The sequence below is a fragment of the Mycobacterium heidelbergense genome, from assembly GCF_010730745.1.
In the GTDB taxonomy this organism is placed as follows: Bacteria; Actinomycetota; Actinomycetes; order Mycobacteriales; family Mycobacteriaceae; genus Mycobacterium; species Mycobacterium heidelbergense.
This window is the reverse complement of sequence record NZ_AP022615.1, coordinates 799,676-812,721: the sequence shown is the minus strand read 5'-3', so window position 1 is coordinate 812,721 and position 13,046 is coordinate 799,676. Positions and strand designations below refer to the sequence as shown.

Here is a 13,046-nt window from a genome sequence, read left to right as displayed (position 1 = left end):
CGAGTCAGGAGCCGACATGAACCAGCTGGACGCGAAGTCGGTGATCGTGGGTATCAACGGCTCGCGCGCCGCGGTGAACGCCGCCAAGTGGGCGGTCGACGAGGCGCTGAGCCGGCAGATGCCCCTTCGCCTCATCTATGTCATCCCGCGCCCGGGCGCGCACACCGCGTCGGCGCCCACCTCGGAGTGGGAGCTCGAACGCGCCGAGATCGCGCTGTCCCAGGCCGACTGCGCCGTGCAGAGCGTGGGAAAGCCGGTCGAGGTCGAAACGGCCGTCCTCTCGGGGGATCCCGCGCAAGTGCTGACCAACGAATCGCAGGACGCGGCTCTGGTCTGCGTGGGCACCGCCCGGCGGGGGTGGGCCTGCGACGGGCTGTTGGGTCCGACCGCCGCGGCGTTGGTGGCTCACGCGCCGTGTCCGGTTGCGATCATCCGCACCAATCCCGACGGATCGCCGACGGACCTCGGTGTGATCGCCGTCGTGCTCAACGACGAGCCGGACAACGACGACGTTGTGCGGCACGCCATGGAGGAGGGACGGCGGCGCCACGCCACCGTGCGGCAGATCGATCGGCGATTGAACAGCTGGGTCCGGCGTTATCCGGACGTGCGGGTGCAGACGGTTGCCGCGGGCACCGGGGTGACGTCGGGCGACAAGCAGGGTGGCGCGATCGAACTGGCCGTCGTCGGCAGCGCGGACGCCGAGGAGATGGCCGGGCTTGCCACGCCGAATTGCCATCCGATCGTTGGCTTCCCGGACTGCTCGGTGCTGGTGGTCCGCCACTAAAGCCGAAGGCGCACCGATGAAAGAGTCAGCCACGCCCCGGCCGGTCGTCGTCGGTGTCGATGGCTCCAAGGCGGCGACCCGGGCGGCGGTCTGGGCGGTCGACGAGGCGATCGGTCGTGACGCCCCCCTCCGTCTCGTGTGCGCGGTCGAGCCGGACGACAACCGGGAAACCGGGCGCGATGACGCGGCGGGCGGGCCGGTCACCGCGAACACCGCAATTGGCCACGCCCGCATGGCCATTGAGGCCGTGGGCAGGCCGGTGAAAATAGAAACCGAGATCGCTTACGGGCCCGCGACCGCATCGTTGGTCAGCGCGTCGGCGTCGGCGGCCATGGTGTGCGTGGGCGCGGTCGGGTTACGTCATTTCCGGCCGGGTCGGGTGGGTTCCACCGCCGCGGCCCTGGCCACCTCGGCGCGGTGCCCCGTGGCGATCGTCCGGGCCCGCGACGGCCCGCCGCACCGGCCGGCGGGCCGGATCCTCGTCGAGGTGGACGGGTTTCCCGACAACGGCGTGTTGCTGGGCGCCGCCATCGAGGAGGCCGGGGTGCGCGACGCCGCCCTGCAGGTGATCGTCTGCCGCCCGACCCCGCCGGGCGGGAGGGGAGCGGCGGACAGCGAGGGCGACCGCGGGGCCCTCGCCGACCTGGACCGCCGGCTGGCCCGCTGGAAGCGACACCATCCGCAGCTGCGGGTGGAGTCGACGGCGGTGCGCGGCAGCCTGCTGGAGTACCTGGCTTACCAGCACCGGTCGGTGGGTCTGGTGATCGTCGGCGCCCACGACCGCCAGCACGTGAGCGAACTCGTCGGACCCGCCGGCAGCGCGATACTGCAGGACGCCGACTGCTCACTGTTGATCGTCAATCAACGACATTTATGAGTTTGGGCAAGGCGGAAAATATGGGATATTGGGGCGGTCGTCCAATGACTCTTGCCTCGCACGCCCGGCAGGAAGGGCCCGTAATGGTCAAGGTTTTCCTCGTCGATGACCATGAGGTGGTGCGACGCGGCCTCGCCGATCTCCTCGCATCGGACCCCGAACTGGAAATCGTCGGGGAAGCCGGCTCCATCTCCGAGGCGAAAGCGCGGATACCGGCGTTGCGGCCCGACGTCGCCGTCCTCGACGTGCGCCTGCCCGATGGGAACGGGATCGAATTGTGCCGCGACCTGGTCTCCGATCATCCCGACCTGCGGTGCCTGATGTTGACGTCGTTCACCTCCGACGAAGCGATGCTCGAGGCGATTCTGGCCGGCGCCAGCGGCTACGTGGTCAAAGACATCAAGGGCATGGAGCTGGCCCATGCGATCAAAGAGGTCGGCGCCGGTAAATCGCTGCTGGACAACCGGGCCGCCGCCGCCCTGATGGCAAAGCTTCGCGGCACGGCCGAACGCGAGGACCCGTTGTCCGGGCTGACCGATCAGGAGCGAACCCTGCTCGGGCTGCTCAGCGAGGGCCTGACCAACAGGCAGATCGCCGCCCGAATGTTTCTCGCCGAGAAAACGGTGAAGAACTACGTGTCGCGGTTGCTGGCCAAGCTGGGCATGGAACGGCGGACGCAGGCGGCCGTGTTCGCCTCCAAACTGGATCAACGGCCCGGCCAGGTCGCCGGCCCGGACTGGCCGGCCGCGCGCGGATAGACCGCCCACACCACCCGGTCCCGTTTTGCTGGTCGGGGCCGGCCCGTTAGCTGGGCCGAGCGGGACGGCGACCTTGGGCGCCCGGCGAAATGGGTTTAAGCTGGCCGCAGGCACCCGCGTCTCGCCCGACGCAGGGCGCCACATGACTGAAAGCCTCGTGGAGGTATCGGGTCGGGTGGCCAGCGACGAAAGCGGCTCGGCGTTTGCTGGGCTCGGCCGGCGTGGACTCGTTAACCGGATGCATGAGCAGCTCGACGAGCTGCTGGCGGCGCGCGACCAGATGGAGCAATTGCTCCGGGTGATCGTCGAGATCGGCGCGCACCTCGACCTCGACACGACGCTGCGCCGGATCATCGCCGCGGCCAGGGAATTGACCTCCGCCCCCTACGGCGCCCTGGCCGTTCGCGATCCCGAGGGTGACCTGCTCCGATTTGTTCACCAGGGAATCGACGAGGACACGGCCCGGCTCATCGGGCACCTACCGGTCGGCAAGGGGGTGCTGAGCCTGTCGCTCCTCGACACGCCGGCCCTGCGCATGGACGACCTGACCGCGCACCCGGCCGCCGTCGGATTTCCCGAGCACCACCCCCCCATGCGGGCCTTTCTCGCGGTGCCGATCACCATTCGTGGGACGGTGTTCGGCAACCTTTATCTCACCCACGACGATCCCGCCCTGGCGTTCTCCGAATCCGACGAGGTTGCCGCTCGCGCGCTGGCGTTCGCGGCGGCGGTCGCCATCGACAACGCGCAACTCTTCGAGCGCGAGCGGACGTCGGTGAAATGGATGGAGGCCAGCCGTGAAATCACCACCGCCCTGCTGTCCAGCGCCGGGCCGCACGTGCGGCCGCTCGAGCTGATCGCCGAACGCGCGCGGGCCGTGACCGACGCCGAACAGGCGATCGTGCTCGTTCCGGCCGACCCCGAGCTGCCCGATGACGAGATCGACACGCTGGTGGTGTCCGCGGCGGTGGGGGTCTATGCCTCCGAGGTGATCGGTCGGAGAGTCCCGGTCGACGGTTCCACCAGTGGCGCCGTCTTCCGTTCTGGCAAACCGCTAATCACCGAGTTGCTGAAGTACCCGATTCAGGCGTTCACCGACGTCGGGCAGCGCCCGGCCATCGTCATGCCGCTGCGCGCCCACGATCGGGTCGCCGGCGTGATCGCGATCGCGCGCGGCGCTGACCAACCGCCCTTCGACGAGAGCTATCTCGACCTGGTGAGCGATTTCGCCACGCACGCCGCGATGGCGCTCGTGCTGGCGTCCGCCCGGGAGGACGCGCGCCGGCTGACCATCCTCGCCGAGCGCGAGCGCATAGCGCACGACTTGCACGACCATGTCATCCAGAGGCTGTTCGCCGCCGGCATGGACCTGCAGGGCACGCTGGCCAGGGCGCGTTCGCCGGAGGTCGCCGACCGGCTCAACCGCACGCTCGATGATCTCCAAACCATCATCGAAGAGATCCGGGCGACCATCTTCCAGCTCAAATCCCCCTTGGGGAGGGATCTCGACTTTCGACAGCGGATTCAACGGATCATCGCCGACCTGACCGAAAACCGCGACATCGTGACGACGATCCGCACGCACGGGCCGATGACCGCCGTCGACGGGGAACTCGCCGAGCACGCCGAGGCGGTCACCGCGGAGGCCGTCAGCAACGCCGTTCGCCACTCCGGGGCGTCGCGGCTGACCGTCGAGGTCAGCGTCGCCGACATGTTCACCCTCGACGTCAGCGACAACGGCCGCGGCATTCCCGCCGACAATCCGCGCACCAGCGGCCTGGCCAACATGAAACACCGCGCCGAACAACTCGGCGGCACCTGCGAGATCACCACTCCACCGGAGGGCGGCACCCGGGTGCACTGGACCGCCCCGCTGACCGATCGCTGACGCCGTGACCCGGGTGGGACCAGTGGCGCGGGCGCAAGGCCCAACGGCCCTCCCGCGTCGCCGGCGGCCGGGATAACGTCTTCCGCAGGCCGAATGGCCGGGTCGGGATGGCATCGAGGAGGGTGATGGACGGTCCGCCGGTGCGGTACGCGGCAACGTGTCGGTTGCTGGACGGGCGCGTCGTCTCCCTGCGCCGCCTCACCGCCGACGACGCCGAAGCCGTTGTCGCGCTTCACCAACACCTCAGCGACCGCGATCGTTACCTGCGCTTTTTCACGCTGGGCGCGGTGGGGCTGCACCAGCTGGCCGGCACGATGATCGGACCCGGGCCCGGGCGGTACGCGCTGGGCGCGTTCGACGGGGATCGGCTCATCGGCGTGGCGAGCTACACGGTCACCGCCGACCCGACCGCCGCCGAAATCGCGGTCGTCGTTGCACACGAGGACCATTCGATCGGCGTGGGAACGGCCCTGCTCGAACACCTCGCCCAGATCGCCGCAACCCGCGGGATACGGCGATTCGTCGCCGATGTCTTGACCGAAAACCACCTGATGCTCCAGGTGATATCCGACTTCGGTTGGCGCTGTGAGCGATTGCCGGAGGGGTCGGTTCGCCATGTGGAGATCGACCTGCCAGGGATTCTGCGGGAAGCACCGACCGGCACCGCCGACGTCCCGCGGCGGGAAGGGCAACATGCCTGAAGCCACAACGACACACGGGGTCCTGGTCTGCGTCGACGGGTCGGCGGCATCGGACGCCGCCGTGGCGTGGGCGGCCCGCGAGGCCGTCATGCACCGGTTGCCCATCACGCTGATGCATGCGATTCCGCCCGTGGTCGTCGGCTGGCCGGTGGGTCAGCTGTACGCGGACATGCCCGAGTGGCAGAAAGAGGACGGCCGGCGCGTCATCGATCGGGCCCGCGCGGCGCTCGCCGCCGCCCTTGCCGGTTCCGAGACGCCCGAGATACGCGCCCTGACACCCTATTCGGCCGTCGCGCCGGCATTGATTGACGCGTCAAAGGACGCCTGGATGGTCGTCGCCGGCAGCCAGGGGCTCGGCGCGTTGGGCCGCCTGCTGCTCGGCTCGGTCACGACGGGCCTGGTCCACCATGCCCACTGTCCGGTCGCGGTCATCCATACCGATGGCGGCGGGGGTCCGGATCCGGGGGCGCCCGTCGTGCTGGGCATCGACGGATCCCCGGCATCGGAGGCGGCGGCCGCCCTGGCGTTCGACGAAGCCGCACGCCGAGGGGTGACGCTCGTGGCGGTACACGTGTGGAGCGACGTGGGGGTCTTTCCGGTCCTCGGGATGGACTGGCGCGACCGCGAGAGCCAGGGGCACGAGGTCCTGGCCGAACGCCTCGCCGGCTGGCAGGAACGGTACCCGGACGTGCACGTCGAGCGATTGCTGTTCTGCGACAAGCCTTCCCAGTGGCTGCTCAAGGAGTCCGAACGCGCTCAGCTCGTCGTGGTGGGCAGCCGTGGCCGCGGCGGCTTTCCCGGCATGCTCCTGGGCTCGGTCAGCTCCGCCGTGGCCCAATCGGCGCGGGTCCCGGTGATCGTCGTTCGTGGTTAGCGCGCGATGAGCACCGAACACCCGGTGTGCCCGAAACGGGGATGAAGCGGACCGACCATCCGCGCGACGTCGCCGGCGTCCGCATCGCCCACCACGGCGAGTTGCACGGGCTCCTGCGTGTTCGCCAGGAATTCGGCGGCCCCCAGCCTGGCGGCGGCCGGCTGGACGTGCACCTCGCGGTGCTCGTTCACCCACCGGCCGAGCCGACGATTCAGCTGATCGTAGGGGATTTCACCGAGACCCCATCGCCAGGCTCCCAGCGCCAGGATCGGTGCGTGGCGAAGTCGCGCTTCCCTGAAGCCGTGCTCGAGCACCGTGTCGTTGCCGGCCGAATCGTCGACGACGACGGCGATCGATCCCGAGGGTGGCCGGTCGCCATGGTGGACGCCGCGGATGATGGCCACCGGGCAACGCGCATTCTTCGCGACGCCCTCGGCGGTGGAGCTGAGGACCTTGCGGGCGACCGGCCCGATCCCAACCGAACCGAGGCAAATCATTGCCGCGCGGCCTGATTCCCTGATCAAGGCGGTGTCCGGTGGGCCCTGCACGAGCTCGGTTTCGATCTTGACCGGCTCGCCCGTGGCATGGAGTTCGGCGTAGGCGACCCGAAGCGCCGCCTCGCCGTATTCGATGTCCAGGCTCTCGTCGCCGGCGTTTTCGGCCGGCCGGCGCTCGGGGATCGCGTGGATCACCCGAAGCGGAATATCGCGGCTGGTGGCCTCGACGACCGCCCACTTGGCCGCGTCGATCGCGGCGTCCGAGCCGTCGATGCCCACCACGATCCGCTCCGATGGCTGTGGATGGTTCATCGCGTCCTCCCGGTCCGATGGCTGGGTAACGGGGCATCCCCGGGCCCCAACGTTATTGGGTGACGGCGGCATCGATCAGGGCCGTTGGACCCCCGTTCCGGGGCAATGGGTCACCTGCCGGGGAACCTTCAGGCGACCTCGATGGTGCGCCCGGGCGGCAGCCGCTGCACGCGGCCGCGGCATTCCACCGTGATCGGTGCGGCGTTTCCGGCCTCGGAGGTCAGCGCGCCCGCCCGTCCGCTGACTCGCAGGTGAAGGCGTTGGCCGCGGTACACCAGGGGAAACTCGATCGGGCCGAGCGCTTCCGGCCAGTGCGGGCCGACTATCAGCCGGTCGTCGCGCGTCTCCAGCCCGGTGAAGCACCGCTGCAGCAGGTCGACGCTGCCGGCCATCGCGGCCAGGTGTATCCCTTCCGCTGTGGTCCCGCCCTGGATGTCGGTGATGTCGGAATCCAGCACCTGCTGGAAGTACTCCATGGCCAGGTGCCGGTTGGCGCGGGCGAGGACCCACGAATGCACCACGGCGCTCAACGTCGATCCGTGCGAGGTGCGCGACACGTAGTAATCGACCGTTTTCGGGATCTGCTCGGGCGCGAAGCGGTAACCGAGCCGGCCGATCACGCCCAGCAGCTCGTCCGACGACAGCAGGTAGAACAGCATCAGGGCGTCGGCCTGCTTGGACGCCTTGTACTTGTTCACGCTGTCGTCTTCGGCTTCCAGGATCCGGTCGAGGCGCCGGATGTCCCCGTACCGCTGCCGGTAGCGCTCCCAATCCAGTTCCGCCAGTTCGCAATAGCCCTCGAACTGGCTGATCACGCCGTCATGGAACGGGATGAACATGCGCCGCGTCACGTGGTCCCACCGATCGAGCTCCGACGCCGTCAGATCGACCTTCGCGACGAGGTCGAGTCGATCCCGCAGCGGCAGCAGGTCCAGCGCGTCCATCGCGCGCAGGATCACCCAGACCGCCATCACGTTGGTGTACGCGTTGTTGTCTATTCCGTCGCATTCCCGGCCCGGGTAGCCCGAATGGAACTCGTCGGGGCCGATGACCCCCCGGATCGTGTAGCGGCCGCGACTGTCGTCGAAGCTGGCCAGACCGGCCCAGAAACGCGCGATCTCGGCCAGCATCTCGGCCCCGTAGTCGACGAGCCACTGCCGGTCGCCGGTCACCTGGTAGTGCTGCCACGTGTTGTACGCGATGGCGAGCCCGACGTGATGTGCGCGTGCGCTGGGATCCGGATTCCACCGGCCGGACCGCGGATTGAGATGCAGTTGCTGGCTCGCCTCACGGCCGTCGCTGCCCGATTGCCAGGGATACATCGCGCCGAGATGCCCCGCGCTGCGGGCCGCGCGGCGGGCCTCCGGTAGCCGCCGGTGCCGATAAAGCAGCAACGACCGGGCCACGTTCGGCATCCGCACGCTCAGCACCGGGGAGACGAACAACGAGTCCCAGAAGACGTGGCCGCGGTAGGCCTCACCGTGCAGGCCCCGCGCCGGCACCCCGGCATCGAGTTCGGCGGTGTGCGGCGAGATGGTCTGCAGCAGGTGCACCAGGTGCAGCCGCAGCACCCGCTCCGCCGCCGCGCCGTCGGCCAGGCCGACGTTGAATTGTTCCCACAGCCGGGCCCACGCGCGGGCGTGCTGCTGGTGCAGCTCGGCGTATCGACCGGCCGCGTCGAGGTGTTGCCGCGCGGTGTCGGCCGGTTCGGATATCGCGGTGTCCCGGCCGGTGAGGATGGTCGCGACCTTCTCCAGCGTGATGGGCTGCCCCGCGGAAACCGCAACCTGGACGTCGTGACCGCCCCGGTTGCCTTCGCGCACGGGCGCGTACCGCGCGTCGGCCCGGACGTCGCCGCACCAGGCGGTGCTGCGCGCCGCCACCGCGATCGCGATGCGTGACTGGGACGTTCGGGTCCGCAATATCACCGTGTCGGGTTCCACGTCGGCTATCACCGCCCCGGTGAGGTGAGCGCTCGACAACGAGCGGTAGCGGTCCACCAGGGTGTTTCGCACCGTCCCGTCGATCAGCGACCTGAACTCGACTGTGCCCGACCAGTTTTCGGCGCAGATCGTGGTTTGCATGGCAAGCACGTGGGGCTGGTGCATGGAGGCGAACCGTTGCTGGGTCAGCGCCGAGATCCGGCCCGAGCCGTCCCGGAATCGCAGTTGGCGGGTCAACGTCGCGTGCCGCAGGTCGAATGTCTGCCGGTAGGACAGCAATTCGGTGTCGTCGACGTCAAACCACGCCTCGCCGTCGATGCGGAATGTCAGCGCAAGCCAGTTCGGCAGGTTGACCAGGCTCTCGTTCTCGATGGCGCGGCCCGCGACCCGGTCGGCGAGCTGGTTGTACACGCCGGCCGCATAGGTGCCCGGGTAGTGCGCCTCGGACGCCGCCGACTCCGGGGCGCAGCCACGGGTCGCGACGTAGCCGTTGCCGACGGTGCACAGCGCCTCGCGCAGCCGCTCGCCGCTCGGGTCGTAGCCCTCGTAGACGAGTTCCCAGCCGTCGCCCGGCGCCGCGGCCGCCCGCCCCAGATCCTTCGCCAACCTCCCGACGAATTCGGTGACCGCGGTCGGACTCCGCAGGCTGAACAGCGCGGCGGACGGGCGATCACCGTCTTCGTCGTGGCGCACCACGATCCCCGCGCCGTCGAACAGCACGGCGTCGAAGGCGTCTTCGTCGGTGATGTCATCGCCGATGTAGATCGGCAGCACCGCACCGGTGTCTCCGGTGTCAGTGAGGTGTTCGATCAGCCAACTGAGCGTCGTCCCCTTATCCCAGTCCATGCTGGGGCGAAGCTCGATGACTTTGCGGCCGGGGGTCACCCGCAGGCCCTCGGAGCGCCCGACCTCCCGGGTCGCGACGACCGCCCGGTCGACGTCGTCGGGGTCGGCATTGCGGTAGTGAACGGCGACCGCAAAGCGCTTGTGCTCCACCGTTATTCCCGGGGCGTCGCTCAGCGCCTCCGCCAGTCGGCGGGCCGCGCGCGCGACGGTGCCGGTGACGCGGGCAGCGGCCGCGTTCTCGTGGTGGGTCCCGTCCGGGGCGAGCAGCTCAAAGCCGTGGCTGCCCGCATACCACACCCCGTCGATCCCGACCCGTTCGCGAATATCGCCCAGGTCGCGGCCGCTGATCACCGCGACGGGACACCGCGCGGCCAGCGCGCGCAACGCTTCCCCGGCGCCGTCGACCAGTGTGGCCGAGTCCGGCCGGTCGACGATGTCGGACAGCGTGCCGTCGAAGTCGAGGAACACCGCCGGTCGTCGCGTCGCCACCAGCTCCTTCAGCTGGCTGTAGGCCTGCATCGCATCGGCGATGGCCGACATGGCACCGCCACCGCGCTGCACCGAGATCTCGGCGAGGTCGCCCACCACGGTGTCGGCCCCGCACGACAACAACTCGTCGGCGTTTCCGTCGCGCTCGAGCCCGATGACCAGGCCGAAGCCGCCGTCGCTGCCGGCCCTTACCCCGGCTTGATCGCGCGCGACGACCACGCAACGGACGGGGCTGGCCCCCATGCGGTTTGCGGTTGCGGTCAGGTCCGCCGCGGTGAGCGTTGCGGCGCTCGCGTCGTCGCCGGCGAGGACGCCGACGAGTTCGTCGATCCCGGCGGCCCGCACGGCCCGCGCGGCGTCCGGGGTGGATCGGTAGATGGCGGTGGCGACGCCCACGTCCCGCAGCCGCCGCAACAACGGGACGGCCGAATCGCGGATCTCCGAGACACCCGGGGCGGTCCGCGTCACGACGGTGTCGGGCCCGAGCAGCACGGCATCGTGGTAGCGCCGGTCGATGGTGGCGGGCCATTCGGTCACCCGTGTGACGATGCCACGTCGCGGGCCGCGGTCAACCCCGGCCCGGCGCGGGAAGGTCTCAGGTCCACGCGGTTGGGGACTAAAGCCTCATGATCGACGACGCCTCGGGCAATAGCGTTTTCGGTGACCGAGGGAGATTCACATGACCACATCCGCGAAGCGCTATGGCATCGTCGCCGCAGTCGACGGATCGGCCCCATCGCATGCGGCCGTCTGCTGGGCGGCCCGCGACGCGGCGATGCGCAACGTGCCGCTGACGCTGGTCCACATGTACAGCGCGTACGTGCCGACGTTTCCCCAGATACCGCTTCCCGCCGGGGTCGCGCTCTGGCAGGAAGAGGACGGCCGGCAGGTTCTCGCGCAGGCGGTGAAGATCGCCGAAGACGCCGTCAAGGCGGCTCGCAAGGTCGCGATAAACACCGAGCTGAGGTGCTCACCCCCGGTGCCGACCCTGGCCGACCTGTCCGAAGAGGCGGAAATGATCGTCGTCGGCAACAACGGGCGCGGAGCGGTGGGCCGGGCCTTGCTGGGTTCGGTCAGTTCGGGCGTCGTCCGGCACGTGAAGTGCCCCGTCGCGGTGATCCGGGACGAAGACCCGCTGATGCCCCACCCCCTGCAGGCACCCGTGCTGGTGGGCATCGACGGCTCGCCCGCCTCGGAGCTTGCGACGGCCATCGCGTTCGACGAGGCGTCCCGCCGCGGGGTCGAACTCAACGCGCTGCACGCGTGGAGCGACGTTCAGGTGCTCGAAATGCCCGGGTTCGACTGGGCGCTGGTGAAGGACGAAGCCGAACGCAGCCTCGCCGAACGCCTGGCGGGCTGGCAAGAACGCTACCCCGACGTCACGGTGCGGCGACTCCTCGTGTGCGACCGGCCGGCTCGCCAGTTGATCGAACAATCGGAATCCGCGCAACTCGTCGTCGTCGGCAGTCACGGCCGCGGCGGCATCGCCAGGACGTTGCTGGGTTCGGTCAGCAACGCCGTCGTGCACTCGGTCCGGATGCCCGTCATCGTGGCGCGGCCGGCCTAGGGCCCATGGGAAATGTCCACGGCGACCGACGCTGAGCCCGCGACGATGACCGCGGCGCCGTACGTCGACGTGCACGAGACTCACACCGGTGTGGTCGTGCTGGTCGGCGACCGGGCGTTCAAGGCGAAGAAGCCCGTATTGACCGACTTTCTCGACTTCCGCACGCCGGAACGGCGCGAGCGCGCCTGCCGTCGGGAAGTCGAGTTGAACAGCAGGCTGTCGCCCGACAGCTATCTCGGAGTCGCCCATCTCACGGACCCCGCCGGGGGGCCGGAGGAACCGATCGTCGTCATGCGCCGCTACCACGACAACCAGCGGTTGGCGTCCATGGTGACCCGCGATCGCGACGGGTCCGTCGCGGGCGTGCTCGACGCCATCGCCGCGGTGTTGGCCCGCTTTCACGAGCGCGCCGAGCGGGGCCCGGTGATCAGCGCCCAGGGCGAGGCCGGCGCGATCCGCGAACGCTGGCGCGAGAACCTGGCGGAGCTCGACCGCTACGCGGGCAGCACCCTGTCGGCCGAATCCCTGGCGTCAGTCGGGCGCCTCGCCGACGAATTCCTCTCGGGCCGCGCGGCCCTGTTCCGGCGCCGCGTCGACGACGGGTTCATCGTCGACGGCCACGGCGATCTCCTCGCCGACGACATCTTCTGGGCGCAGGGCGAACCGGCGCTGCTCGACTGCCTGGAGTTCGACGACGAACTTCGCTACGTCGACTGCGTCGACGACGCGGCCTTCCTCGCGATGGACCTGGAGTTCCTCGGCCGCGAGGACCTCGGCGACCATTTCCTGCAACGCTACGCGGCGCATTCGGGCCATCCGACGCCGCCGGCGCTGCGCGACTTCTACATCGCCTACCGCGCCGTCGTCAGGGCGAAGGTCGACTGCGTGCGGCTGTCCCAGGGCAAGTCCGAGGCCGCCGCGGACGCCGCGCGGCACCTGGACATCGCGGCCCGGCGCCTCCGCGGCGGCGCCGTCCGCCTGGCGCTGGTCGGCGGGAACCCGGGCACCGGCAAGTCCACCCTGGCGCGTGCGCTCGCCGAACAGACTGGGGCACAGATCATTTCAACCGATGATGTACGCCGGGAACTACGGGAGTCGGGCGTCATCAGCGGGGACGCCGGAGTCCTGGATCGGGGACTGTACAGCCCGGACAAGGTCGCGACGGTCTACGAGGCCGTCCTGCGCCGGGCGCGCCCGTTGCTGGGCGATGGGCGATCGGTCATCCTCGACGGCACCTGGCGGGATCCCGACGCGCGCGCCCACGCCCATCGCCTCGCTTCCCAAACGCACTCGGCGATCGTGGAATTCGCGTGCTCGGCGACGGCCGACACGGCGGCCGGCCGAATAGCGACGAGGCGCGGGGGCAACTCGGAGGTGACCCCCGAGATCGCCGCGGCCCTGGCCGAGCGGCGCGCCGGTTGGGACACCGCGCACCGGATCGACACCTCGCGGCCCGTCCGCGACTCAGTGCGAGAAGCCCTCGATGCCTGGCGTCGGGCGGCCTAGG

10 protein-coding genes are annotated in these 13,046 nt (G+C 69.8%); 8 read left to right on the top strand and 2 right to left on the bottom strand.

All coding sequences use genetic code 11. The features are described from left to right. Positions 1-16: 16 nt before the first annotated feature. The 6 genes from G6N25_RS03860 to G6N25_RS03835 all read left to right on the top strand — a co-directional run bounded on the left by G6N25_RS03860 (position 17) and on the right by G6N25_RS03835 (position 5,885). Complete coding sequence (locus G6N25_RS03860) at positions 17-787, top strand: universal stress protein (protein ID WP_083073822.1); 771 nt, start codon at positions 17-19, stop codon at positions 785-787. A 16-nt stretch (positions 788-803) separates the two neighbouring features. Beyond that, complete coding sequence (locus G6N25_RS03855; protein WP_083073823.1) at positions 804-1,664, top strand: universal stress protein; 861 nt, start codon at positions 804-806, stop codon at positions 1,662-1,664. Positions 1,665-1,747: 83 nt separating this feature from the next. Beyond that, complete coding sequence (gene dosR, locus G6N25_RS03850) at positions 1,748-2,422, top strand: hypoxia response regulator transcription factor DosR/DevR (protein WP_083073824.1); 675 nt, start codon at positions 1,748-1,750, stop codon at positions 2,420-2,422. A gap of 238 nt (positions 2,423-2,660) precedes the next feature. Then, positions 2,661-4,310: a sensor histidine kinase gene (locus G6N25_RS03845; protein ID WP_232065914.1), complete on the top strand. Its 1,650-nt coding sequence runs from the start codon at positions 2,661-2,663 to the stop codon at positions 4,308-4,310. A 125-nt stretch (positions 4,311-4,435) separates the two neighbouring features. Further along, complete coding sequence (locus G6N25_RS03840; RefSeq protein WP_158084869.1) at positions 4,436-5,011, top strand: GNAT family N-acetyltransferase; 576 nt, start codon at positions 4,436-4,438, stop codon at positions 5,009-5,011. Continuing rightward, positions 5,004-5,885, top strand: a complete 882-nt coding sequence (locus G6N25_RS03835) for a universal stress protein (protein ID WP_083073827.1) — start codon at positions 5,004-5,006, stop codon at positions 5,883-5,885. Before G6N25_RS03840 ends, G6N25_RS03835 begins: the two co-directional genes overlap by 8 nt. Here the strand turns inward: G6N25_RS03835 and G6N25_RS03830 are convergent. Both G6N25_RS03830 and otsB read right to left on the bottom strand, forming a co-directional pair. Beyond that, the gene (locus G6N25_RS03830; protein WP_083073828.1) at positions 5,882-6,694 is read right to left on the bottom strand and encodes a universal stress protein; all 813 of its coding nucleotides are present in this window, start codon (positions 6,692-6,694) and stop codon (positions 5,882-5,884) included. The two genes, G6N25_RS03835 and G6N25_RS03830, sit on opposite strands and share 4 nt — an antisense overlap. A gap of 128 nt (positions 6,695-6,822) precedes the next feature. Then, positions 6,823-10,461 carry a trehalose-phosphatase gene (gene otsB / locus G6N25_RS03825; RefSeq protein ID WP_276005525.1) on the bottom strand — a complete coding sequence of 1,213 codons (3,639 nt, stop codon included), beginning with the start codon at positions 10,459-10,461 and terminating at the stop codon, positions 6,823-6,825. 190 nt (positions 10,462-10,651) lie between these two features. Here otsB and G6N25_RS03820 point away from each other — a divergent pair, with 190 nt between their 5' ends. Together G6N25_RS03820 and G6N25_RS03815 are read left to right on the top strand one after the other, a co-directional pair. After that, positions 10,652-11,539, top strand: coding sequence for a universal stress protein (locus tag G6N25_RS03820; RefSeq protein WP_083073830.1), 888 nt, complete (start codon positions 10,652-10,654; stop codon positions 11,537-11,539). Positions 11,540-11,551: 12 nt separating this feature from the next. Further along, positions 11,552-13,045, top strand: a complete 1,494-nt coding sequence (locus tag G6N25_RS03815; RefSeq protein WP_083073831.1) for a bifunctional aminoglycoside phosphotransferase/ATP-binding protein — start codon at positions 11,552-11,554, stop codon at positions 13,043-13,045. The last annotated feature ends 1 nt before the right edge of the window (position 13,046 follow it).